This is a genomic window from Butyrivibrio sp. AE3006 (genome assembly GCF_000424165.1).
Classification (GTDB): domain Bacteria; phylum Bacillota; class Clostridia; order Lachnospirales; family Lachnospiraceae; genus Butyrivibrio.
Window position 1 is genome coordinate 64,201 of sequence record NZ_AUJJ01000012.1, and the last position, 23,812, is coordinate 88,012.

Genomic DNA, 23,812 nt, shown 5'->3' on the forward strand with positions numbered 1-23,812 from the left:
AACATCTATGTCAAAATATAAATTTTCGAGCAAATATAGTTTAAAAGCAGGCTCTGTGGCCTTATACCCTGCCCTGAAGGTGATATACGAAAGCAAGGACTTCTGCGACAGCCTGGTAAAGCTCCGGAGGTACAAACTCGCCCACCTCAACATTTGCATAAAGCATACGTGCCAGTGGCTTATTTTCTACGATTTCAATATTGTTTTCCTTAGCTACATCTTTTATCTTCTGAGCCAGATAATCTTCACCCTTGGCAATAACTCTCGGAGCCTCGTCAAGATCGGCGTCATAGGAAATTGCAACAGCGTAATGAGTAGGGTTGGTGATGACTACGTCAGCTTTGGGAAGTTCCTGCATCATACGACGCTGGGAAGCCTGCTGCATTCTTCGTCTCTGCTGACCTTTGATCTGAGGATCTCCTTCAGTGTTCTTGTATTCATCTTTTACTTCCTGCTTGGTCATCATCATATCCTTACGGAATTTCCTGCGCTGGAAAATAACATCCGCAGCTGCGATTATGACATAAACGGCAGCTATTCTGATTCCGATATCTATGACCGTATGCCCCATGAGACCGATCGCCTGTGACAGAGGCATATCATAAAGCGTAAAAAGCGATGCAGAAACACCTGTAAAATAGTTATATACAACAAAACCAATGATTATTATTTTTCCGATAGCCTTGAACAGCTCAAAAATAGATCTTGTAGAAAAAATCTTCTTAAATCCGCTTATGGGATTAAGCTTACTGAGCTTTGGCTGCAAGGGCTTTGTAGTAATCTTCCATCCAACCTGAGCGATGTTTGCAATAAGTCCTATCAAAATTGCCGCAGCAAAAAAAGGAAATGCCAGCATAAACACTCTGACTAAAGCCTGATTCATTACGGTCTTAATATTTTGAAGCGGCAATAAGCCATCGTACATGGTGGTAAACTCCGGGATCTGCCCATACACATAGTTGAACATTCCCGTAAAGCTCTCTGCCATATATCCATAAAGGAGTCTAAGCAAAATAAAGAGCGCAAGAAGACCTGCTGCATTTCCAACCTCACGGCTGTTCGCAACCTGTCCCTCATCTCTTGCATCCTGCAGCTTTTTAGCGGTAGGCTCTTCAGTTTTCTCACCGCCCGGGCCATCAGCAAAGAACTGCAGATCATAACAAAGAAGCATTTCTGTATTAAATTTTCCCGCTTCTTCAAATAAGATCATCAATAAATGCCCTCATAAGCACCTTCATATTGGTAAAAATAAAGTCAGATGCATTATATAAAAGTGTGCTGGTCATATACATAAGAGTAAGTCCCAAAATGAGCTTTAACTGCATACCTACGGCAAACATGTTCATCTGAGGAGCTACTCTTGCAAGCACGCCTAAAATAACGTTAACCACAAATGTAACAATGAAAATCGGAAGACAGATTCTAAATCCGATAACCATATAAGCACCAAAAAATGTAAGCATGGAATCAAGAAGCTTATCCGAGTGGAACACAGCGCCGTTTACAGGAATAAGTGTAAAAGAATCAGCAAGGGCTGATACAAGATACCTGTAAAGACCGCTCACAAGCATCATTCCCATAAATGCATACTGATAAATACCTGCTGAAACAGATACCTGCTCTCTTGAACCGGGAGACATGATCTGAACCATGGACAAGCCCACCTGCATATCCACTACCTGACCTGCCAGCGTCGATATCATGGTGCAAATCTGAGCCGCATATCCAATTAAAAGTCCTGTAAAAAACTCCTTGGCAACGATTACGGTAAAGCCAAGTATCGTATCATAATCCAGTGTCTGAACCGGTGCAGTACCATACAAAAGTATGGATAAAAACATGGAAAAGCATATTCTTACCCATTGAGGTGTATTACTCATACTGAAAAAGGGTGCCACATAAACAAACATAGTCACCCTTACCAGAATAAGCAAAAATATTTCAAGATCACCAAAGGTGAAGCTGTAATCTATCAAATCCTCTTACCCCACACCTAATGTATATACAAGCTAAAATCAGACCAGATTTTAGTTACATAGTTAGCAAGCTCTGTAAGCATCCAGTTACCAAGTACCATAAGTGCCAAAAAGGTAAGGATTATCTTGGGAACGAAGGTCAGTGTCTGATCCTGAATCGATGTAACCGTCTGGAAAATCGAAACCGCAAGACCCACGATCAAGGACACCAAAAGAACAGGAACTGCAATTTTTATTACCATAAACAGGCCATTACCCATGATCGCAGTGACGTCATCAACTGTCATAATCCTCCTCCTTTCTAGTAGAACGTCTTAACAAGACTACCAATTATCAGATTCCAACCATCAGCAAGAACAAAAAGCAGAATCTTGAATGGCATTGAAATAGTCGTAGGCGGCAGCATCATCATACCCATACTCATAAGTACCGATGATACTACCATATCTATGACGATAAACGGTATAAATATCAAAAATCCTATAATAAATGCGGTCCTAAGTTCGCTTATAAGGAAGCTTGGAATAAGTACCGCATTGGGAATCGTCTCAAGCTGACCATCCCATTCCATCTGATCTATTTCCATGAAAAGACGAACATCCTTGGTCTGAGTCTGACCATACATGAACTCTCTTATAGGCTTCATTCCAAGATCAAAAAGCTCCTGCTGCTCAATCTCTCCTCTCTCAAAGGGCTGTATCGCAGTATCATAGACCTCTGTGAGAGTGGGCTGCATTATGAAAAATGTAAGGAACAATGCAAGTCCCATAAGCACCTGATTGGGCGGAGCTGTCTGGGTAGCTATGGCTGCCCTTGTAAAATGCAGAACAATGATGATTCTGGTAAAACAGGTCATCATTATCAAAAGGAACGGAGCAAGGGCAATAAAAGTCAGAGTAATGAGAATTCTCAGGGCTCCGTTAATTGTGCCATTACCGTTGTCGTAGGTTACCGTAACGGTATTTGCTATATTAAGTTCCTTTAGATCATCTGCATCCTTTGACTCTCCGGCTTCGTGAATATTGGTTCTTTCACTGTCAGTTCCTGTCAAATGCGTCTCTCTGTCCCTTGTGGGATCAGTCGTATGCGTATCATCCACATAAGAAGTAGATGCCTTGGCGGTTATGGGACTTATTCCATAACCCAAAAAAATCATAACAAAAGAAAGGCATAAACATAGAATGCCTCTCCTAAGCCATGATTCTCTCTTCTTTACTCCCCTAAAACTTTTCATACCTTACTTCTTCTTAAACCTGTCCATCATTTTACTAAGCTCCTTACTAAAATCAGGAATCTCAGCCTTTGCAAATTCCGGCGGTTTGTATTCATCTTGCGTTAATTCCGTAAGCAACGTCACGCTGTCCTTACTGACTGAAATAACAAGATACTTTGATGCAACCCTGATTATCTGAATATATTTGGTATTAGATAATCTCTGGGTCTCAAGGATCTCAATATTTCCGCCTGCCACATTATTCTTCTGGTATTTGGCGATCCACATTGTTACATAATAAGTGGCACCAAGTACCAGAATAAAAATGATAAGTACAGTGATAAGCTGCGAAATAGATGCTACTGACATTTATTTTGCCTTTTCATTTATTGTACTATTTCAGTTACGCGGACGCCGAAGCTCTCCTCAATTACTACAACCTCTCCCTTTGCAACGAACTTGCCGTTTACGAGAACGTCAACGGGTTCACCGGCAACCTTCTCAAGCTCTATGATAGTGCCGGGTGCAAAGTCAAGAATGTCAGAAATCGCTTTTGCGGTTCTTCCAAGCTCAACGGTTACCTCCAAAGGAACATCCTTGATAAGTCCGATATTCTCTCCGGCAGCCATTGCGGGATTGCCTCCTGCAAAGCTCTGGAACTGAGCCGGCTGAACATTCATATTCGGCATCATCTGAGGCATCATCATCTGAGGCATCATCTGCATGCCCATCTGCGGCATACCCATTTGAGGCATCCCCATCTGCGGCATTCCCATCTGGGACATATCCTGAGCAGGCATTCCCATATCAGGCATAGGCGCAGCTGTGGGAGCCGGAGCAGGTGCGGGAGCAGGTGCTGCTTCTGCAGGAGCTTCAGACTGATCTGCACCATCAGCACTTACAGTATCCTTAAGACTCTTAGCAAAGTCTACAGGATAAAGCTGCATCAGAGTTGAATCCACCAGATCACCGATCTGGAGCTTGAATGTAACCCTACAGAATGTTCCTGTAAGGAAATCAGATATATCACTGGGATCATCATCAATCATATCAAGAAGCGTTGCAACCGGCGGGCTGATATCAACCTTCTGACCTGTCATGGTAGAAAGTGATGTTGCTGCTGCACCCATCATCTGGTTCATTGCTTCTGAAATAGCTGACAGCTGAAGTTCTCCAACCTCACCATCAGTATTGGTTCCGTCACCACCCATCATAAGGTCTGTGATAACCATAACGTCATGCTCTTTAAGTATGAGGATATTGGTTCCTTCAAGACCTACGGTGTATTTGATCTGAATGAAAACACAGGGCTTTTCATAGTTATCAAGCACTGTATTCCAGTTTGCAAGCTCTACCTGGGGCGTTGTGATATTAACCTTCTGATTTACAAGGGAATACAATGTCGTTGCAGAGGAGCCCATACTGATATTGGCAACCTCTCCAATGGCATCCTTTTCATCATCCGTCAAAAGACTCTCGTCAATTTCAGCGGCCTGGAAACCAGAACCGCCCGAAGGAGCACTTCCTGCATCTGCTGCAGGGGCGTCTGCGGGAGCATCTGCCGGGGCATCTCCGCCTCCTGCATCTCCACCACCTGATGTGTCCATACCGGCGAGCAGGGCATTAATTTCGTCTTGTGAAAGCATTCCATCCATGCTGCTACTCTTCCTCCTCTCTTACTACCGACGTTATTCTGACGGCATACTTATCTTTCGTAGTTCCCGGCAAAGCCGTAAATTTGTAAATATCCCCTACATATACCTGCAGTTCGCTATTTACCTGATTATCAAGTCTGATAATATCGCCTCTTTGAAGCGATACGAAATCACTTACTGAAACATTACATTTTCCAAGTACTGCTTTTACAGGCACATCCACATGTCTTACAAGGGATTCAAGATGATCACCATAAGTGTCATCATCATGCTTCTGCATTGTTGAGAACCAGAACTTGGTATTGAGCTTATCCATGATGCTCTCCAGTGTGAAGTAAGGAAGACAGATGTTCATAAGACCTTCTGTATCACCTATCTTCATATTGAGAGTTACGATGGCGATCATATCTGTAGGAGATATAACCTGAGCAAACTGTGGATTAGTCTCAATCCTCTCCATTATGGGATTGATGGCTATAACGTTCTCCCAAGGCTCAACCATAAGCTGCATACATATAGTAATCAGCTTCTCAATAAGAGGCATCTCGATATCGGTGAAGGGTCTTGGTTTATCAATACCTGTTCCCTCTCCTCCAAGCATTCTGTCTATAAAGGAAAAACCGATATTGGCCTGAAGCTCCATTATTATGGTTCCCTGCAAGGGCAGGAAATTTATGATACCCAAAATTACAGGGTTACTAAGTGCATTACTAAATTCTGAATAGGTAACCGTTTCTGAGTTCGCAACCGAAACCTGTACGTTTTTTCTAAGATACAAAGGAAGTGTTGTGGACAACAATCTTCCATAATGTTCATAGATCATCTCCAGGGTTCTCAGGTGCTCCTTAGAGAACTTGGCAGGACGTTTGAAGTCATAGTCCTTGACCTTTTTCTCATCGGTAGCTGACATCTGATCTACGTCGAGTTCACCCGTATTAAGCGCCGCCAGTAGGTTATCTATCTCATTTTGTGATAATACTTCACTCAAGCGCAGACCACCTCAATTCCATAAAAACAACCATAAACTATTTTCATACTCCCCAATAATTACTGATAAACCTTGCTACTGAAGCTTACATCATATATGAAGCTTGATCCGAAGATTTCCTGAATCTTCTCAAGAAGTGTAGCCTTGGCTTCATCCTCATACTGTCTGATCTCATCAAGTGTATATGAGCCTATAACCTCTGTAATCTTCGACTTTATCATATCCTCATAAGTAGGAAATTTCTCAGCGTTTCCATAGGTCTCATAATCCGGATTGGATGTATCCATGGAAAGAACCACTGTAGCAAGCATGTAATGTGTTTTGCCATCACCGCTGTCCTTAAGGGTGATAGTCATATCTGCTATCGTATAGTTACTTACGTTTGCTATATCAACATTGCCCGTAGCAGATCCTGAAAATCCCTGACCATTTTCACCGCCGTTAGCTTCTATCTGCAAAGCAGCAGCTATATCGCCGATGAGCTTTACCGCCTGGTTATTGGTAGTAAGTACTGTCAGCATCATAAACCCCGTCATAACAGTATTCACTAAAAGAAGTGCCAGGATAATAATTGAAAGCAGATTCTTTTTCATGTTTTTCTCCCTCACATTTTATGATTACCAATCCTTAATACATAGGACTTAAAGGATTGTAAATACGAATCTCTACTCGTCTGTTCTTGGATCGTCCCTCAGGTGTTGAATTATCAGCCACCGGCTCATATTCACCTCTTCCTGAGTGCTTAAGGTTAGCAGGATCAAGAGTTGTATTCTCAACAAGGTAATAGAATACAGAAAGGGCACGGCCATCACTAAGCTCGTCATTATTACTGTACTTACCTGCTCTGTTCATGGGAACATTATCTGTGTGTCCCTCAATCTCTATGGTGCCTCCGGCATATCTCTCAAGTACAGCTCCAACCTTATTAAGGATTGTTTCAGCGCCGGGCTTAAGTACCGCTTCACCTGAATCAAACAGGATTGCACCCTGCAGTGTAAGCTGTACGAATTGACTGGTAAAATTCACATCTATCTGATTTGATACATCCATAGCATCAAGTGATTCAGAAACCTGAGCTGCAAGCTGTTCGGAAGCCTTAAGCTGTTCCTGCTCAAGCTCTTCCTTGGCTTCCTCCGCTGTGGGGGTAGCTGCTGCGCTTTCGCTTTCAGAACCGGTACCTTCAGCATCACCCTCAGTCCCTGAACCTTTATTTTCAGCATTTTCCTCGGAATCTGCACCGCCGGTTCCGGGATTTATTCCCGATGAATCACCGTTTTCATTAACACCGGCTCCTCCGTTTTCACTGGCATTTTCGCCAGTTGTATCGGTAACATCTTCATTCTGAGAGCCGGACTGTGAAATACCCATGGAAATTATGTAATTGGAAAGCTCGTTGAGCTGTGAAATACCATCTCCGACAAGTGCTCCCTGTCCCAAAGCAGCTTCACCGCCATTGAAAATACCAAATGCTGAACTGAATGACGCAGCTATTTCTTCAAACTTGGCAGCATCCATATTCGCCATTGAGAAAAGCAACACGAAGAAACAAAGGAGAAGGTTCATCAGATCACCGAATGTACCCTGCCAGGCCGGCAAGCCGGGCTTTATTTCTTCCGGTTTTTTTGCCATTACTCTCCGCCTCCATCGCCTGTGCCATTCTCTGCCTCATAAGCTGCTCTGTTTGCAGGTGACAGGAATGACTTAAGCTTCTCTTCAGTAACACGGGGGTTCTCCCCGGCCTGAATTGACAAAAGTCCCTCTATGACAATACTTTTCATTGTATATTCTGCGTTATCTCTTGCTTTTAGCTTATTCTCAGCAGGGAAACAGAACCAGTTCGCAAGAACTGAACCGTAGAACGTCGTGATGAGGGCAACCGCCATGGACGGTCCGATTGATGACGGATCTGACATGTTCTGTAGCATCAGAACCAGTCCAAGCAGTGTTCCGATCATTCCCCAGGAAGGTCCCATACCTGCAACATCACCGAAGAAGGAATAGTTCTCTTTATGTCTCTCGGACATGGCATCTATCTCTGCCTCAAGAATTCCCTTAACAAGCTCGGGCTCAGTACCGTCGACAATAAGCATAACGCCCTTTTTCATGAAAGCGTCCTCGATATTGCCGGCAGCTTCTTCCAGAGCAAGAAGGCCTTCCTTTCTGGCTGTATTGGAAAGATCTATAATCTGCTTGATAACTGTTTTAGTGTCATCAGCGGGCATTTTAAAAATAAGTGTGTAGGATTTAAGTCCGCTGATAAAACTGGGCAGACTTCTCGAAGCCAAAACCGCCATGAAAGCTCCACCGAAGGTGATCATCGCCGACGGAGCATCCAGGAAGTATTTAACACCCGTGATACCTGCCGAAAACACGATACTCAATATCATGAAAATGAAACAAAGGCCAATGCCAAGTATTGATCCTATATCCACTTAGTTTACCCCCTCATAAAAGTAATAGTAAAATATCGGATTATCAGCTCTGCGATCCACTGCCCTGCGAATCACGTCGCTCATTACATTTCTTCATTATTTCGGAAATGGTCTCCTGAACTATGAGCTTCCTTCCGTTGGCCATTATGATAACGGTATCGGGATTAGCTTCCACCGTCTCTATAAGGTCTTCATTAACAAGTATTGCCCGACCATCCATTTTGGTAATCTCAATCATTCCAAATCTCCGAAATTGAAACAAAATTACATTATTTAATAAGATAATTTCATTTTATCACGCTTTTTTCGTTTTTGTATGCATGAAATACCGAAAAACAAGGGATTTGTATTTTTATTTCAATTTTTTTCAAAAATTATGAAATAATATTTCATGCAATATCTTGTGCATACTATCAATTGAATTATACAACATATCGTGATTTATTTAAAGTTTTAATAACGTTTTTTGTCTCCGGAATTTCAAAAGGTAAATCTTTAATGTTTTTTTTCTGATTAGTTTATCCGGTGTTTATAATCTTTTGAAAGAAATTTGAATTTGAATATGGTTTTTTGAATTTTTATTTCATTATATATAGCATAATTATGAAATTAATTTTCAGAGCCGCAACTCCACCATCTCCCTTCAATTTTTCTAACCAAAACTAAATACGAAAATAGGCCAGGACCTGTATTGCCCTGACCTATTCTGATTTTGCCCTCTACCAGGTTCTCCTCTTCCGAAGAGGTTCTTCCTATTTTCCCCGAACCTCTACGGGTGATTACCTATTATCTCTTAAGGTTTGTAAGCTCCTCAAGGAGTGTATCTGATACTGTAATGATTCGGCTGTTAGCCTGGAATCCACGCTGAGTTGTGATCATGCTTGTGAATTCGCTTGAAAGATCTACGTTACTCATTTCCAGAACGCCGGTTGTGATGTAGCCACCGTCTGATGTTACATCCTGAACCTTTGCTTCGCCGGAGTTAAGTGTCTGGCAGTAGAGGTTGTCACCCTGCTTTTCAAGACCGGATGCATTAGCGAACTCTGCTGTTGCGATCTGTCCAAGAAGCTTTGTCTGGCCGTTTGAATATGTTGCGTAGATTGTTCCGTCCTTACTTACTGTCATACCGTTCATGGTACCAACTGCTCTACCTGTCTTAAGACTTGCAAGATCGCCCTTTACAGCTCCGATTGTGGATGTTGCCATGGTGTTGTAATTAGTTGTTGATGAGAAATCAAGGTTAACATCTGTGAAGCCTGCCATCTTGGGCTGTCCGTCGATAACTGCATCCTGCTGGAAGTTAAGTGTGATCTTTTCTTCGGGCTGAACGATATCACCGGTCTTTGCGTTGTACTTAAGTGTAATGCTGTTGTTTACAATCTGAAGACTTCCGTCATCAAGAATGTGGTATGTAAGTGTCTCGTAGTTCTCTGCTGTTGCATCAGGTGTATAGTTATAAACATCTGCAAAGAAGTCTGCTGTTGCTGTTGCGTCGTTGATCTCTGATACATATCCTGTTCTGGGAACTGCATCATATACGATTTTGCCTTCTTCACTGGCATTTCTGAAGGTTGCTGTGGTCTCATCCACGTCAACTTCAAATGTGAGCTGTGTTTCTTTTGTGGTCTTTGTAATCTCGTAAGTATTAACACCGGCTGTATTCATTGTACCGATAGTGAGCTTAGAGCCATCCTCGCTGATTGAATATGTAACGTCATCTCCTGCAGGTGTATAGCCGTAAACAGCTGTGAGTATATTCTTCTGGCTGTTTGTAAGGCTTGATACTGTTCCCGAAAGCGGAACTGCTGTATCAACTTCAGATTTATTATTTCTAAATACGATGTTTGATCCTGTATTCAGATATACTGAGTATGCCTTGTCATTTACATAAGCACCTTCCTCTGATTTGGTGGATGTGGTCTTTGTGATTGTCATCTCACCTGTATCCTTGTTGATCGAGTACTTGTATGTAAATGATGCATTTCCTTCTGTTGCAGGGATATCAGATGCTGACATTCCGTAGCACTTAAGAAGGTCAATTGATGTAGCGTCGTTTGCAAGAAGTGTTCCTTCAAGAGGATAAGTAAGATCATCACTTCTGTTGTTAAAGATAGCATGATTATTAGCTGTATCTGCCTTGAAGGTGTATGCTGTCTTACTGTAACCAACCGTACTTGAAGATGCAGTTTCCTTAATAGTAGTCTTTAATACTGTAAGATCTCCGTTATCTGCGATTGTGTATTTGTAAACGTAATTCTCACCAAGGCCTGCATTAGATTCAATAAGATCAGCCTTGTTGATACCCATATCTGCAAGAAGTGAATCGGATGATGACTGACTGAGTGTTCCGGTCTTGGGAACGTTTGTCTGTGATCCAAAGTTTACAGTGTTATCATCTGTTCCTGGTGTTACGGAAAGATTTGTTGCATAAAATGCCTGATTATTGGTGGTTGTTCTTGTTGTAACTGAAAGGCCTCCTGTTGCAGGATCTATGCTGTATGTGTAGGTCTTAAATGTATTATCATTTACCTGGCTCTTGTAATCAGAACTCTTAAGTCCGTAAATCTTAAGTATCTCAGAAGGAAGTCCTGTTGAGAATGTTGTTGTTGCAAGATCTACAGTAATATCTGATCCGCTGTTTGTGTCGTTGAATGTAATTGTTGTTCCGGTGCTGCTAACCATATCAAAAGGTGCCTGAACTGTAGCTGTTGATTCTGAGTATGAGTTAGTTGTAAGTGAAAGGCTTGATACACCGTCACTTGAAATCTGATATGTGTAGGTCTTGTCATCTGAAAAATCGAGGCTTGCTACATCAAGACCAAACATTGTGTTCAGTACTTCCATCTGCTTATCGCTGAGCTGGTCTGCTGACTTTATCTCAACGCTTCTGGGTACTGTTGCATAGCTTGAATTGGTGTATGTTCCATAAGTGAAAGTTGTATCTGTTGATGCATTCTTGAAGAACTGTCCAAGATTTACAGATTCCTTATCTGATGCATCTACAGGGAATACGCTTATAGAACCATCTTCATTGATTGTGTAATAATCTGTACTTGCTACTGTATTGTCTCCGCCGAGACCAACTGTGAGGTTGTAAACATTCCTAAGGAGTGTGGGTGCCTTTTCAACGAGACTTGAGATGGATCCTGATGCAGGAATTCCGCTGTATGCGGTTGAACCTGAAGGATTTCTGAAGGTAACGTTCTTAGCTCCTACTGTTGCTGTGTAGTTAATTGTTGTAATTGTCTTTGTCCAGGAATTACGAAGTCCGTAGTTAGCTTCTTCGTTGTCGCCGTCTGTAAAGCTTACATAGCTGAGCTTTTCAGCGCCGATTGTATTTCCGTTAGAATCGAGGATGTCCTCGAGAGTCATTGTATATGTGTGCTCAAGATCATTTACATCTCGAACTGCGAATTTTGCTGTATAGAGATAACCTAAGTTGTCATAGAACTCAAGAGTAACTGTTTTTCCGTTATCGCTTGTGATGTTTGTGTCGTGAGCATCGATATTTCCGCTTACAACAGCCTCTGTTGTTCCTTCCGGAGGATAAGTCATGTTTTCAGCACTCATAAGCTGAAGCTTGCCTACTCCACCGTTTGTGTTAACTGTGATTTCACCTGTTGTCTCATCTTCTACAGCTGTCCATCCGTATACGAAATAACCGGTTGACTGCATTGCCAGGTTGCCTGCACCGTCAATGTAGAAGGAACCGTCTCTTGTATACATGGTCTGGTTTCCATCATTAACAATATAGAAGGCATCACCGGTAATACGCATATCAAAAGGATTATTTGTTGTTTCTGTTGCGCCTTGCTGTGTGATGGCCGTAGCGATGGCACCGGATTTAGCACCAAGACCGATCTGTCTTGCGTTTATACCACCGGTAGTCTCGGTTGCACGGGATGCACGCTGTGTGGTCTGATACATCAGATCACTGAAGGTGATTGACTGTGACTTGTAGGATGTTGTATTGACATTGGCGATGTTATTACCGATAACATCCATTTTGACCTGGTGGGTCTTAAGTCCTGCAACACCAGAAAAGAGTGATCTCATCATAAGGCATGTCCTCCTGATTAGACATAAAGTCAGAGGGACGGGTCACATATTAAGTTGACAGTTTGGGATTTGAGATTTGAATTTGAATTCCTTCTGTCGGTCGGGAATTCTTTGACCTCCTTAGATACTCACCTGTCTGTGTGAGCTTACGGATGCTCTGCCCAACATCCTCGGTCCGGTCTGTTTTCTCGTATCCTTTTGTCTCCTAAAGTTATGCGATTACCGCTCCGTCTATATTGGTAAATACGTTACTGCCAGTTTCCTGACTGTCCATTGCTGTAACAACTGTGCTGCTTGGTACATTTACGATGAATGCAAGCTGATCTACCAGGATAAGCGAGTCATTTATTCCTTTCGCACTTGCCTGATTCCTTGCGTTATTCAGGCGGTTCATCTGATCAGTAGTAAGTTCGATGTTACGGTCGTTAAGTCTGTTTGATGCATGCTTTGAAAATTTAACACCGTCCCTTGAGTTTTCGATCTGGCTGAGGATCTTACCGAAGTCTGAATTCTGTACGCCGACTGTTCCTCTGCCTTTTTCTGTTTTATTTATGGGATACTGATTCTGAACCTGCTCTATGGAAAGGAATCCGCTGTTATTATGAATCATTTACGGCTTTCTCCTTTCTCAAAAAAAACACAAAGTTCATTTGCTGTACCGATATATATTTCGGTCAAATAATCAAAAACATAACCATCTTTAACAAATTTTTTATATTTATTAAGCGGTTGTCTCTGATCCTCCTTCGTTGTTGCTTTCGGTATTTGTACTTTCTGTTTTTGTTGCTTTTTCAGCCTGCTGCTTCTCGTACTCTGTTTCATTCTTTACAGCTTCTGTTACAAGCTCATCTGCTCTTGCCTTATACTTTTCAAGCTCTGTGATGTACTTCTTGTCTACAAGTGCAATTGCGTCACTGGACATGTTCTGATAGAAGTTGTATGCCGTGTAAATATCATTTGCGTGTGTGTAGTTCAGATTGTTGTAATCCGGGAACTTCTCAATCATTTCTACCAGATCATCTGCCTGATCATGAGCTTCAACGAACTTGGAATCTGCTACGCTACTAACAGTATCCATCTTGTAGTCCTTGCCATCGATGTTAAGGTATGCTTCTCCACCGCTGTAGGTTACATAGTCAACCTTGCCCTGAACCTTGTTTCCATTATCGTCGGTAACTATTACTGTTTTACCAACCATCTCGGACGCTCTGGACATTGCAAAGGATTCTGCCATGTTGGAGAGCTGCTCAACCTGCGTAAATGTTGCATACTGATTGATGTACTCAGTATTGGATGTAGGCTCAAGAGGATCCTGATACTTCATCTGTGCACAGAGAATGTTCATGAAAGCGTCTTTGTCATAACCGTTGGATGTTTTCTCCTTTTTTGCACTGGAGTTGTTGGTATCGACAACTTTTCCATTCTCTACTACTGCGTTAACACTCATCCTTGTACCTCCTGTTTCTCTTAAGCTGAGAAATCAACTGAGTTTCCGTTTATTGCCATCATCTCTGCTGTGAGTCTGTCGGTCTCATCTACCTGCTCTAAGCCTTCGATGCCTTCAGGTGTAATATCTCCAAGTCTGATTCTTCTCATGGGCTTTCTGATGATGTTCTGATTCTCCTGATCTTCCTCTTTCTGGCTCTGTGAGTCATTAAGTGTCTGATCAAAACCACCTGCGTTGACTGTTACTTCAACTGCAGTTACCTTGATGCCCTGCTCATTGAATTTTTCCTGAAGCTGCTGAAGCTGGCTTTCAATAGCTGCTCTAACGTCTTCATTCTGAGTCATGAACTTGGCGATCATGTTTCCGTCTTTTGCCTGCTCGATCATTACGTTTACTGTTCCAAGGCTTGCGGGATGAAGCTGGAGTTCCATTGATGTTGATTCCGCTTTGATATTGACCTTGATGAACTCAGTAATCTGATCCATGATCTTTTGTGTGTCTGCCATAGGTGCCTGCTGGGTCTGTGCTGCAGCTTCCGAAACCTCTGAAAGTGAAGAAGAAATCTGGTTGAAGAAATGGTTGAACATTGGTGTGTTCTGACCCTTTTCATCTGAATTTCTCTTGTTGCCACCATCATTGTTTCGTCCGAACTCTTCAGGAAGCTCAATTACTTCTTCTGCTACTTCAGGCTGTACAAAGGCTGTATTATCGGAAATCTCTCTGACAATTCCTTCCTCTTCCGTAACCTCAAGCTTTACAGGTTGCTGAACCATAACAGGTGCCTGCTCTATCTGTGCTTCAACAAGAGTCTCATTGAAGGTATTTACTACTGGCTCACCCTGTGCTTCCTCCTTGGGAAGATTCTCTGCGAACTCTTCAAGAGCTGCGCTTAGCTGTTCCTCAGTAAGATCGAATTCTTCCATAAGATCCTGTCTTGCTGTATACACCGCATCCTGCATATTCTGAACATTCAGATATATGTCTGCGTTGGTTACTACAGCCATTGCATCATCACCTGCTGTAAGCTGTCCGATAAGCTGTGACATATTAGCGGGATTAAGAATTGCGATATTTGTAAGACCAAGGGTCTCCATTGCATTCTGTATATCCTCAATGTCCAGTGAAAGCTCATCTGCAAGATTCTGTAAGAGCTGCATCGCTTCATCGATAAGAGCTGTATTTAATGCATCGCTGTTTGCCGTAATCTCTGCATTTCCTTCAGCTTCTTCACTGATAACGATAACGCCTTCTTCAGCTTCTGTTTCCTGAGTCTGTTCTGCGACATTCCCGTTTTCAGCAGTGCTTGTAACAGCGTTGTTTTCTGTTACCTGTGTGTTGTCCTTTTCATCGGATACCTTAGCTTTGCCGTTCTTTGTGGCATCGCCGGCCTTTGAAGCCGCATCCATCCTTTCTGTAGTCGCATCTGTCAGATCTGGTGTACGCTGATTATCAGCTTTTGTAACAGTCTGATTTAGAGTTTTGTTAAGAGAAGTAGTTACAGATGCAGCTTTGTTTTCGGTATTTGCCTGAGCAAGAGCTTTACGGAAGGCATCCTTAACATCACTGCTGACTGCAATTCCCTTTGCAGGTGCATTGTTTACGAGTGTATTGACGTTTGCAATACCAGGAATCGCGTTACTTATCATGTACTGCATTCCTCCTTTCTTTTTATGTTTAGTATGCGCATACTTCTACAAAAAATATATCGGCCGCAGGGATAAAAACTTAACCCACACGGCCGAAAAATATTAAAAGATTATAAAATATTAATTTCCTGTTGTAATACCGGAAACCGATGCGGTATGTGCCTTGGGTTCCATATAGTCCGTAACCTTACCTGCATACTCTTCCGTCATCTTATCAAGAATGGCACCTCTGTTCTCAGCACTCATCTCCCAAAGTATCTTGGATATAAGTCTTACAGCATCACCGGTGTCATTCTCCATCATCTTATCAAAGATAGCCGCTGCTTCCTTGGCCTTCATGGATGAATATGCTTTTACATACTGCTCAAGCTCTTTGTCATCAGACTGCTTTTGAAGAATCTGAGCATATATCTGTGCAGCTATATCGGGTTCTATCAGCTCGTAGTATTTCTGATATTCTGCAGGATCTGGAGCATTGTCTGCATAGACGATGTTCTTGTAAAACTCTTCCTTCTCAGCTTCAAACTGTGCCTGTTCTTCTTCGAAGGGTTCAAGTCTTGCTACCTCTGCCTGGAGCTTCTCATTTTCCTCCTGCAGGGTCTGATTGTCTTCCATTTCCTTTCGAAGCTCATTCTCAAGTCGTTTGATATAAATGTTAGCTTCTTCAAGGCTGTTGGCAAGTGCTTCAGTTTCACCGTCGGACACAGCAGTTTCAGGCGTCTCTTCCTGTATTGTATAGCTTCCTTCCGGAAGAATCCTGTTTATTCCGGGGATATCACCTATTATCGGAGCAAGGACATTGGATCCGAATCCGCCAACATCCATTTTTATAAGCATGACCATAATTATGAGCCATATCAGAATAATGAAAAATGTAACAACAAGCGTAGCTACTCCACCGCCGTCATCTCCGTTGAGCTCAGCTCTTCTCTCAGCAAGTTCTTCCTGGCGTTTCTTCGCAGCTTTTTTCTGCTCCTTCAGTTCTTTTCTGAGGGCTTTACGGTCTTCTTTTAATTTTTTTCTGGCGGCTTTATCATCACCATCCGGCGGTGGCAAAACCGAATTTTCATTAATTATTTCTTCAGCCATTAGTTACCCTCTCTGGATCGTCTGGTATAAGTAAAGCTTGTTCTCTCGTCCATTTCTTTGGACTCTGCTTCTTTTTCTTCTTCCACGTACTGTTCAAAGGCTCTTTCCCTGAGTCTTTCCTGCATTTTGCGCTCCTGAATCGCTCTTGTAAGCTTAATTCTGGCCATTTCATACCTGGCTTCATAGCGCTCTATGACATGCTCCTGGTCTAGGATCATGACTTCCATCTGCTTCTCTGCGTAGTTGTTATCCATGATGGCCTGAACATCCATAACAGCAGAGCTTCTAAGCTTATAGCCTTCCTGGATATAGCCCTGTTGGCGTTTTTTAAGTTCATTCAGAATATCCAGCTGATCGTTCAACTCCTTGTTGGCCACGGAGAAATCAGATTTTGCCTGCTCTTCCTGCTGAATTCTCAGATTGAGGACACCCTGCAGTTTATAATTAAATCTGGGCATAAAACCTACCTACCACTAATCAGTCAGAGAACAGTCTCTCAAGCATATCTACAACTTCTTCGTAGGAGAACTTCTCATCTGTCTCCTGCATCAAAAATGCATTAACAGCATCTATTTTGGATACGGCATAATCAATATTTTTATTGGCACCGCTCTTATATGCGCCGATGTTTATCAGATCCTCAGCGTCATTATATGTTGCAAGAACATTCTTAAGCTTACCTGCAGCCTTCTTCTGTTCCTGAGGTGCAATAGCGCTCATACATCTGGAAATACTGGCAAGAACATCTATGGCAGGATAGTGATTCTTTTGAGCAAGCTTACGGTTAAGTACAATATGTCCATCGAGAATACCTCTTGCGGTATCCGTAATAGGCTCGTTAAAATCATCACCATCTACAAGTACTGTATACAGTCCTGTAATAGAGCCCTTTCTGGATTTGCCTGCTCTTTCAAGAAGCTTTGGCATCTCCGCATATACACTTGGCGGATAACCTCTTGAAACAGGGGGCTCGCCACTGGCAAGACCTATCTCTCTCTGAGCCATGGAGAAACGTGTAAGTGAGTCCATCATCAAAAGAACATCCTTACCCTTATCTCTGAAATACTCTGCTATGGAGGTTGCAGTCTTGGCAGCCTTAAGTCGTTCTAGTGCCGGCTTATCACTGGTGGCAACCACTACTATGGATCTCTCCATACCTTCAGGTCCAAGGTCACGCTCTATGAACTCTCTGACCTCCCTGCCTCGCTCTCCAATCAGAGCAATTACATTTATATCTGCATTGGTATTCCTTGCAAACATCCCCATAAGGGTTGATTTACCAACACCTGAACCTGCAAAAATACCTATACGCTGTCCCTTACCTACAGTTAAAAGTCCGTCAACTGCCTTAACTCCAAGGGATAGCACATCAGAGATCGGATCTCTTGTCATAGGATCCGGAGGCTGATTCTCAACTGAATAGGCTATACCGTTTTCAAGGTGAACACCTTTTCCGTAGTTGGTACCATCTATTCTGCCAAGGCCGTCCAGTGTTTTCCCAAGAAGACCCTCGCCCACATTAACTCTAAGTGGTGAGTCCGTATTCTCAACGATACTTCCGCTTCCGATACCGCTTGTGTTTTCATAAGGCATCAAAAGTACATGGTTGTCCCTGAAACCAACTACCTCAGCCATGGTGCCTTTGCCGGATGGTCTTACTGTATCTTCACCCTCTTTTCTCTTGGGATAGATATAGCAGATATCACCCATTTTAGCTTCAGGTCCTGCAGACTCTATGGTAAGCCCAACAACATTAACTACCTTGCCTCTGACTTTATAGAACACGTTGTTGCTAAGCTTTTTGTATTTTGAATAATCAACAATACCGCTAGACATTAACGCTTACTCCTATCGTAGGAAAGAAGCTTAAGCTTCCTTGCAAGCTCCGATAATTCAACTCCAAGAGAGCAGTCAAAAACGCCTCCCTCGGATTCTATAATGCATTCATTTTCCTTCAAAAGCGGGTCCTCAATTATCTCCAAAGTGGAATTGGGACTGGCCATAGCCTCCTCAAGAGAGGGCTTCTCATCACTTACAAGATCGTAATCATCGGATGAGATGTGAAGGATTATACTGATTCCGCTATCCATCTTACTAAGTGTAGTTCTGATAAGATGGAGGATTATGTCCTTATTGTCCTTGAATTCAACATTGAAAACATGCTCATAAACACTTGTAAGAGCATCTACCATATCTGGCTCTATGGTATTTATAAGCTGCTGAAAATCTGCCTGAAGTTTATTTTTCTCTTCTTCTATCTCAGCCTGTGCATCAGCTTTTAGCTGCTCTGCCTCTGCAATTCCCTGCTGATAGCCTTCTTCATAGCCTGCAGCCTTACCCTCTTCCTGGGCCTGATTTCTGATCTCCTCAGCCTGGGCCTGAGCGTCGGCTACTATCTGTTTAGCCTGCTCATCAGCCATGCGAAGCTGCTCGTCAATCTGCGCCTGTATCTCATCCAGGTTAAACTGAGGTTCTTCGGGAATCATCTCCGAAGCAGGTGGCTCTTCCATTTCCATTCCAAGGTTCATATCCTCATCGGACATTCCCTGGGATTCATCAAAAAATCCATCTTGAAACTGATTCTGCATGCCATCATCAGGCATAACCTCTTCCGACATCTGAGACATATCCGGCATCTCTGTCATCATAGGATCGAAATCCTCGCTATCCATACCTTCCATGAATTCCGGTGAGCCTGCACCTATGATATTCTGGCTGTCATCATAGGCATCTATCTGATCGTATCCGATACCCTCCGAAAAACCATCAGAAAAACCGTCGAACACTACGTCTTCGCCGTTTTCCTGTTTCGCCGCAAGAAGACGTCTGGCCTCTTCTTCCTGATGCGCCTCTATTTTTTTGTTTGCCAGCTCATTGTTGTCGATTATGCGCTTTTCCGATTCATCGACCATGATCCAGCCGGCTTTAAAAAGATTCGACGAATTAGACAACCAGATCATCACCTCCGCCTCTGGAGATTACAATTTCTCCGGAGTCTTCCAGCTTACGGATAATATTAACAATCTTCTGCTGAGCTTCTTCAACATCCTTCATACGAACAGGTCCCATGAAGTCCATATCTTCCTTGATCATAGCAGCAAGACGCTTGGACAGGTTGTTGAAGATAGCGGTCTGAACAGCTTCTGTAGATCCCTTACATGCAAGACCAAGGTCTGCATTATCAACATCACGCAGCACGCGCTGAATAGCACGGTCGTCCAGAAGAAGGATATCCTCGAACACGAACATCTTCTTTCTGATCTCATCAGCAAGCTCAGGCTGCTCGATTTCCAAAGTCTCCATGATATGTTTCTCTGTTGCACGGTCAACTGTATTGAGGATTTCAACAACAGCGTCAACACCACCGACAACAGTGTAATCCTGATTAACAAGAGCTGAAAGCTTGGTCTCAAGTACTCGCTCAACGTCCTTGATGGTATCAGGACTTGTTCTATCCATGGTAGCAATACGCTTCGCAACATCTGCCTGTCTCTCGGGAGGCAAAGCACCAAGAATAAGCGCACTCTGTGCAGGTGACATATAGGACATAACAAGAGCAATAGTCTGCGGATGCTCGTCCTGTATGAATGTAAGGAGCTGTGAAGGATCTGCCTTTCGAATAAACTCGAAGGGCTTAACCTGCAAGGATGCAGTCAGCTTACTGATAACATCCATTGCCTTGTCTTCACCAAGTGCTTTTTCAAGAAGTTCCTTGGCATAGTTAATACCACCCTCAGCTATATACTGCTGAGCGAGGCAGATTCCATAGAACTCTTCAATTATCGCATCCTTAACCTGAGGTGTTATGCTTCTGGTATTTGCAATTTCAAGCGTAAGCTCCTCGATCTCGTCCTCTTTAAGATGCTTGAATATAGCAGAGGACTTCTCCGGTCCAAGGGCAATCAAAAGGATTGCAGCCTTCTGAGTACCAGAAAGATTAGCTGTCAGCGCAGGATCATAATTTGCAGCAGGCATACCGCCGGGAGCCGCACCACCTGTACCTTCGTCTAAATCATCATCAAATTCTTCCCCATCTATTGCCATGGTCTCTCTCCCCTCAAGTATTTTTAGGTTCTTTACATATCATAATCTTCTTTCAGCCAGTTCCTAAGAAGGATAGCTGCAGCTTCCGGATTCTCTTCGATGAATTTCTCAATAAGACGAAGTGTCTCACTTCCCTCATCCATGGAAATCTCGGCAAGCTCATCAACAAATTCTTCAGGCTGCGACTCCAAAAGCTCCTCAACAGAAAGCTCCTCCGGAAGCTCTTCATCCTCAGCCTCTTCGATCTCGATCTCTTCTTTTCTGATTCTGATACTTCTGTAAATAACAAATCCAAGAAGTCCAAGAATAAGAAGAATAAGTATGATCTGAAGAATATCAGTAAATGACAACGCAGCAGCCTCGGAATCAAAGAACTCGGGCTGATCGTAAGCTGTCATTGAAATTCTGGTAGAATCGATACCGCTGGCCTTGGAAACGATATTGATAATATCATCAGAAACCTCAGTGGGAGTAACTCCTGTCTGTCTCTTGAATTCCTCCCAGGTAAGGTCACCGTGATCTTCAGGCTTATAATCATCCTGGTTGTAGATGACGTATCTGATAGCCGTTACGGAAATAGATGATTCCTCATAATTGATCTTGCCTGCGGGAGTCTTCTCATTGGTGATCTCCTCGTTAGGAAGATAATCTCTTGCTTCTTCACTTACAGTAGATGAAGACTGCTCGTTATCCTGAAGCATATAAGTAGTCTCATCATCATTGTTGGTATCTGTTCCGGGAATACCGCCAGTACCATTTACATTCTCAGCATTGTATACATCCTCATGACTCAAAACACCCTGTGTCTGATCATCTGCAGGATAATATCTGTGAGTTGTGGTCTCTTTATTTGAAAAATCAATTACAAGATTACTTGCAACCTCTACGCTGTTGTACAGATTGGTTCCGGAAAGCACACGCTTTATCTCAGCACGAATCGCCTGCTCAGCCTTGGTCTTGGCTGTAAGCTGGGTACTTGCAAGACCGGAAGCAGATGCCTCTTCTGTTCCTGAGAACAGCATATTGCTCTCGCTGTCCATGATCACGATATTATCTGTGGTCTTATTACCAAGTGCAACAGAAACAGCCTTTGCGAGGTATGCTGCATTGTCCTCGTTAAAGGCATCGGGATCTTTCAATCTAAGTATGATACTTGCTGAAGCTTCTTCGTTTTTGGAAAGAAGCGTACCGTCATTGACGGGAATAGACAGTTTTACCCTTGCTTTCTCGATAGCATCGAACTCTTCAATAAATTCGTTCTCAAGCTTATCCTCAAGGTATTTTACATATCTCTTCTGTTTATCTGATTCAGTTGTTGAAAAGCTGGAATCAGTTACGTTCTCAATACTGTAAGATGTTGCCTGAATATCATTCTGTGCAAGAAGCAGTGTAGCTGTGGTCTCCTGCTTATCAAGTACCTCGAATCTGAGTACATCCTCAGACAACCTGTAATCTATATTATTTTCATCAAGAAGCTCTACAATCTCAGCTGACTGCTTGGTGGTCTCAGCAGTAACAAGTGGTACATACTTCGGTTGGTTCAGAACCGTAGCAAGAATAATAACCGTAAGGAGCACGGCAGCGACTGCAGCCGCCATCAGCGTCTTCTGTCTAATTGTAAAGCGTCCGAACCACTCAAGGATACGATCCCTGAGCTCCAAAAGACGTTCTCGCATACTTTTCTCCTCCCATAAAACTTAAATGCTTAAATATTAAATGTTTAAAACTAAATGTTTAAAACTAAAGATATAATACGGATTGCTACGCAGCAAGCTGCTCTCGCAATCCTGCAGCCATTCGGAATCCGCCGTATCCGGCTACTTCCTCATGTCTGTTAGATTTCCAAGGTCCTACGTTTCCCAGTGCAAGCACGGAAACTCAGGACTTTTGAAATCTTTATATCTGCATGTTCATAATATCCCTATACGCTGTTAGCAGTCTGTCGCGCACAGCAATGGTATACTGAAGTGCTGTCTCAGCTTTTTGCAAAGCAATACCGAGATCATGTGTGTTGTCAGTCTCGCCAAGAGCCCATTTGATCTCTTCGTTCTCGGCATCTGACAGATAGGCATTGGTAGTATTGATGTTCTCCACTGCCCTTGTGAAAATATTGGTAAAAGAGCCATCATTGCCGAATCTGTCCCCTACAGGATTGGTAATGGTGCTGTATGCCTTCTCGGCATCACGTATGGCTCTTGAATGAACATTTCTAACCTGACTGATATCAATATCTGCCATAAATTAATCCCCCATGATTATTATGACTGAGCTATGGAAAGTCCCTGAGTCATTAGGAATTTGCTGGCGCTAAATGCTGTGGCATTTGCTTCATAGCCCCTCTGAGCATCGATGAGGTTGGTCATTTCTGTAACAATATCCACATTTGGATATGTAACATAGCCATACTCATCTGCATCAGGATGTGACGGATCATAAACCATCTTGTAATCTGTCCAGGTATCATCCTTTACAGAAGAAACCTTAACGCCTCTTCCGCTGTATTTATCCAGTCTGTCATTAAGTATCTTGGAAAAAGGTGTCTGCACACCCTTCTCTGTAAAGGTAACTACCTTTCTGGTATAAACATCGCCGGTAGCATCTCTTGTGGTATTGGCATTGGCGATATTCTCAGCAATAATATCCATACGGAAACGCTCTGCTGTCATTCCCGATGAATTTATGTTAAAAGAATCAAATATATTACCGGTACTAATCATAAGACCCTCCTAAGATTCTGCTGCATTCTCACAGCTTATGAGCTCTTCATCGCATTCTTCAGATTGGTGAACTCGGAATTGATTCCAAGCATTACACCCTGATATTTGATCTGATTGGCTGCAAGAGTCACGTTCTCAGTATCGATATCTACGTTATTCCCATCCATTCTGTATGAGAAATTGGAATAATCTGTATATGGTCTTGCCTTCAGTCTGTTGACCTTAAGATCTGCCACTTTAGCGTCCATGGATTTATATCTGGAGTTGCCAAGAGCACGCTCAAGCTCTCTCTCAAACGCAACGTCCTCGCGCTTGTAGTTTGGCGTATTCACATTGGCAATATTGTTTGATAAAACTTCATTCCTGGTCCAGGATGCATCTGCAGTCTTATCAAGTACATTGATGTAATCAAAAGCGTTACTATTAATCATAAAAATACCCCCGTTCGCCTTTTGACCCTATCTACATATTACGTTCATTTTGTTCAAATTACAAGATGTATTGACAAAAAATACACTTCATATTGTGTTTTTTGTATGAACATCA

24 protein-coding genes are annotated in these 23,812 nt (G+C 42.7%); all 24 read right to left on the minus strand.

Annotation, left to right across the window (positions count from 1 at the left end):
• Positions 1-61: 61 nt before the first annotated feature.
• On the minus strand, positions 62-1,210 hold the full coding sequence (gene flhB / locus G603_RS0108320; protein ID WP_026524306.1) for a flagellar biosynthesis protein FlhB: 1,149 nt from the start codon (positions 1,208-1,210) through the stop codon (positions 62-64).
• The gene (locus G603_RS0108325) at positions 1,197-1,976 is read right to left on the minus strand and encodes a flagellar biosynthetic protein FliR (protein ID WP_026524305.1); all 780 of its coding nucleotides are present in this window, start codon (positions 1,974-1,976) and stop codon (positions 1,197-1,199) included. Before G603_RS0108325 ends, flhB begins: the two co-directional genes overlap by 14 nt.
• Positions 1,977-1,993: 17 nt before the next feature.
• Entirely contained in the window at positions 1,994-2,263 is a 270-nt protein-coding gene (gene fliQ, locus G603_RS0108330; protein WP_026524304.1) for a flagellar biosynthesis protein FliQ, read from the minus strand.
• A gap of 14 nt (positions 2,264-2,277) precedes the next feature.
• Positions 2,278-3,210, minus strand: a complete 933-nt coding sequence (fliP, locus tag G603_RS0108335; protein WP_026669929.1) for a flagellar type III secretion system pore protein FliP — start codon at positions 3,208-3,210, stop codon at positions 2,278-2,280.
• A gap of 3 nt (positions 3,211-3,213) precedes the next feature.
• Entirely contained in the window at positions 3,214-3,558 is a 345-nt protein-coding gene (locus G603_RS0108340) for a FliO/MopB family protein (RefSeq protein WP_026669930.1), read from the minus strand.
• Positions 3,559-3,575: 17 nt separating this feature from the next.
• On the minus strand, positions 3,576-4,844 hold the full coding sequence (gene fliY / locus G603_RS0108345; protein ID WP_026669931.1) for a flagellar motor switch phosphatase FliY: 1,269 nt from the start codon (positions 4,842-4,844) through the stop codon (positions 3,576-3,578).
• Positions 4,845-4,848: 4 nt separating this feature from the next.
• Positions 4,849-5,832, minus strand: a complete 984-nt coding sequence (fliM, locus tag G603_RS0108350) for a flagellar motor switch protein FliM (protein WP_026669932.1) — start codon at positions 5,830-5,832, stop codon at positions 4,849-4,851.
• A 59-nt stretch (positions 5,833-5,891) separates the two neighbouring features.
• A complete protein-coding gene (locus G603_RS0108355; protein ID WP_026669933.1) occupies positions 5,892-6,425 on the minus strand; it encodes a flagellar basal body-associated FliL family protein in 534 nt (177 codons plus the stop codon).
• Positions 6,426-6,459: 34 nt separating this feature from the next.
• Positions 6,460-7,461, minus strand: a complete 1,002-nt coding sequence (locus G603_RS0108360) for an OmpA/MotB family protein (protein WP_026669934.1) — start codon at positions 7,459-7,461, stop codon at positions 6,460-6,462.
• Positions 7,461-8,264 carry a motility protein A gene (locus G603_RS0108365; protein WP_026524297.1) on the minus strand — a complete coding sequence of 268 codons (804 nt, stop codon included), beginning with the start codon at positions 8,262-8,264 and terminating at the stop codon, positions 7,461-7,463. Before G603_RS0108365 ends, G603_RS0108360 begins: the two co-directional genes overlap by 1 nt.
• A gap of 43 nt (positions 8,265-8,307) precedes the next feature.
• Entirely contained in the window at positions 8,308-8,502 is a 195-nt protein-coding gene (locus G603_RS0108370) for a flagellar FlbD family protein (protein WP_026669935.1), read from the minus strand.
• Positions 8,503-9,050: 548 nt separating this feature from the next.
• A complete protein-coding gene (locus tag G603_RS23130) occupies positions 9,051-12,323 on the minus strand; it encodes a flagellar hook-basal body complex protein (protein ID WP_026669936.1) in 3,273 nt (1,090 codons plus the stop codon).
• A 211-nt stretch (positions 12,324-12,534) separates the two neighbouring features.
• A complete protein-coding gene (locus G603_RS0108380) occupies positions 12,535-12,933 on the minus strand; it encodes a TIGR02530 family flagellar biosynthesis protein (protein ID WP_026524295.1) in 399 nt (132 codons plus the stop codon).
• A 111-nt stretch (positions 12,934-13,044) separates the two neighbouring features.
• Positions 13,045-13,770 (minus strand): flagellar hook capping FlgD N-terminal domain-containing protein, encoded by a 726-nt coding sequence (locus G603_RS21460; protein ID WP_051197816.1) that lies wholly within the window; start codon positions 13,768-13,770, stop codon positions 13,045-13,047.
• Positions 13,771-13,790: 20 nt separating this feature from the next.
• Positions 13,791-15,416, minus strand: a complete 1,626-nt coding sequence (locus G603_RS0108390) for a flagellar hook-length control protein FliK (protein WP_026669937.1) — start codon at positions 15,414-15,416, stop codon at positions 13,791-13,793.
• Positions 15,417-15,536: 120 nt separating this feature from the next.
• A complete protein-coding gene (locus G603_RS19725; RefSeq protein ID WP_051207643.1) occupies positions 15,537-16,505 on the minus strand; it encodes a hypothetical protein in 969 nt (322 codons plus the stop codon).
• Positions 16,505-16,963: a flagellar export protein FliJ gene (fliJ, locus tag G603_RS0108400; RefSeq protein ID WP_026669938.1), complete on the minus strand. Its 459-nt coding sequence runs from the start codon at positions 16,961-16,963 to the stop codon at positions 16,505-16,507. The genes G603_RS19725 and fliJ overlap by 1 nt, the downstream gene beginning before the upstream one ends.
• Before the next feature lie 19 nt (positions 16,964-16,982).
• Positions 16,983-18,341, minus strand: a complete 1,359-nt coding sequence (fliI, locus tag G603_RS0108405) for a flagellar protein export ATPase FliI (RefSeq protein WP_026524292.1) — start codon at positions 18,339-18,341, stop codon at positions 16,983-16,985.
• Complete coding sequence (locus tag G603_RS0108410) at positions 18,341-19,465, minus strand: FliH/SctL family protein (protein WP_026669939.1); 1,125 nt, start codon at positions 19,463-19,465, stop codon at positions 18,341-18,343. Before G603_RS0108410 ends, fliI begins: the two co-directional genes overlap by 1 nt.
• Positions 19,449-20,480 carry a flagellar motor switch protein FliG gene (fliG, locus tag G603_RS0108415; protein ID WP_051207658.1) on the minus strand — a complete coding sequence of 344 codons (1,032 nt, stop codon included), beginning with the start codon at positions 20,478-20,480 and terminating at the stop codon, positions 19,449-19,451. Before fliG ends, G603_RS0108410 begins: the two co-directional genes overlap by 17 nt.
• Before the next feature lie 101 nt (positions 20,481-20,581).
• Entirely contained in the window at positions 20,582-22,225 is a 1,644-nt protein-coding gene (fliF, locus tag G603_RS0108420) for a flagellar basal-body MS-ring/collar protein FliF (protein WP_026669941.1), read from the minus strand.
• Between the two features lie 220 nt (positions 22,226-22,445).
• Positions 22,446-22,787: a flagellar hook-basal body complex protein FliE gene (gene fliE, locus G603_RS0108430; RefSeq protein ID WP_026524288.1), complete on the minus strand. Its 342-nt coding sequence runs from the start codon at positions 22,785-22,787 to the stop codon at positions 22,446-22,448.
• A 20-nt stretch (positions 22,788-22,807) separates the two neighbouring features.
• Positions 22,808-23,266, minus strand: a complete 459-nt coding sequence (gene flgC, locus G603_RS0108435) for a flagellar basal body rod protein FlgC (RefSeq protein WP_026524287.1) — start codon at positions 23,264-23,266, stop codon at positions 22,808-22,810.
• A gap of 35 nt (positions 23,267-23,301) precedes the next feature.
• Positions 23,302-23,697: a flagellar basal body rod protein FlgB gene (gene flgB, locus G603_RS0108440; protein WP_026494470.1), complete on the minus strand. Its 396-nt coding sequence runs from the start codon at positions 23,695-23,697 to the stop codon at positions 23,302-23,304.
• Positions 23,698-23,812 lie beyond the last annotated feature (115 nt).

Coding starts and splice junctions, on each gene's coding strand:
- flhB (WP_026524306.1), bottom strand. CDS start 1,210: ATGATCTTATTTGAAGAAGCGGGAAAATTTAATACAGAAATGCTTCTT.
- fliQ (WP_026524304.1), bottom strand. CDS start 2,263: ATGACAGTTGATGACGTCACTGCGATCATGGGTAATGGCCTGTTTATG.
- fliP (WP_026669929.1), bottom strand. CDS start 3,210: ATGAAAAGTTTTAGGGGAGTAAAGAAGAGAGAATCATGGCTTAGGAGA.
- G603_RS0108340 (WP_026669930.1), bottom strand. CDS start 3,558: ATGTCAGTAGCATCTATTTCGCAGCTTATCACTGTACTTATCATTTTT.
- fliY (WP_026669931.1), bottom strand. CDS start 4,844: ATGGATGGAATGCTTTCACAAGACGAAATTAATGCCCTGCTCGCCGGT.
- G603_RS0108355 (WP_026669933.1), bottom strand. CDS start 6,425: ATGAAAAAGAATCTGCTTTCAATTATTATCCTGGCACTTCTTTTAGTG.
- G603_RS0108360 (WP_026669934.1), bottom strand. CDS start 7,461: ATGGCAAAAAAACCGGAAGAAATAAAGCCCGGCTTGCCGGCCTGGCAG.
- G603_RS0108370 (WP_026669935.1), bottom strand. CDS start 8,502: ATGATTGAGATTACCAAAATGGATGGTCGGGCAATACTTGTTAATGAA.
- G603_RS23130 (WP_026669936.1), bottom strand. CDS start 12,323: ATGATGAGATCACTCTTTTCTGGTGTTGCAGGACTTAAGACCCACCAG.
- G603_RS0108380 (WP_026524295.1), bottom strand. CDS start 12,933: ATGATTCATAATAACAGCGGATTCCTTTCCATAGAGCAGGTTCAGAAT.
- G603_RS21460 (WP_051197816.1), bottom strand. CDS start 13,770: ATGAGTGTTAACGCAGTAGTAGAGAATGGAAAAGTTGTCGATACCAAC.
- G603_RS0108390 (WP_026669937.1), bottom strand. CDS start 15,416: ATGATAAGTAACGCGATTCCTGGTATTGCAAACGTCAATACACTCGTA.
- G603_RS19725 (WP_051207643.1), bottom strand. CDS start 16,505: ATGGCTGAAGAAATAATTAATGAAAATTCGGTTTTGCCACCGCCGGAT.
- fliJ (WP_026669938.1), bottom strand. CDS start 16,963: ATGCCCAGATTTAATTATAAACTGCAGGGTGTCCTCAATCTGAGAATT.
- fliI (WP_026524292.1), bottom strand. CDS start 18,341: ATGTCTAGCGGTATTGTTGATTATTCAAAATACAAAAAGCTTAGCAAC.
- G603_RS0108410 (WP_026669939.1), bottom strand. CDS start 19,465: ATGATCTGGTTGTCTAATTCGTCGAATCTTTTTAAAGCCGGCTGGATC.
- fliG (WP_051207658.1), bottom strand. CDS start 20,480: ATGCCTGCTGCAAATTATGATCCTGCGCTGACAGCTAATCTTTCTGGT.
- fliF (WP_026669941.1), bottom strand. CDS start 22,225: ATGCGAGAACGTCTTTTGGAGCTCAGGGATCGTATCCTTGAGTGGTTC.
- fliE (WP_026524288.1), bottom strand. CDS start 22,787: ATGGCAGATATTGATATCAGTCAGGTTAGAAATGTTCATTCAAGAGCC.
- flgC (WP_026524287.1), bottom strand. CDS start 23,266: ATGATTAGTACCGGTAATATATTTGATTCTTTTAACATAAATTCATCG.
- flgB (WP_026494470.1), bottom strand. CDS start 23,697: ATGATTAATAGTAACGCTTTTGATTACATCAATGTACTTGATAAGACT.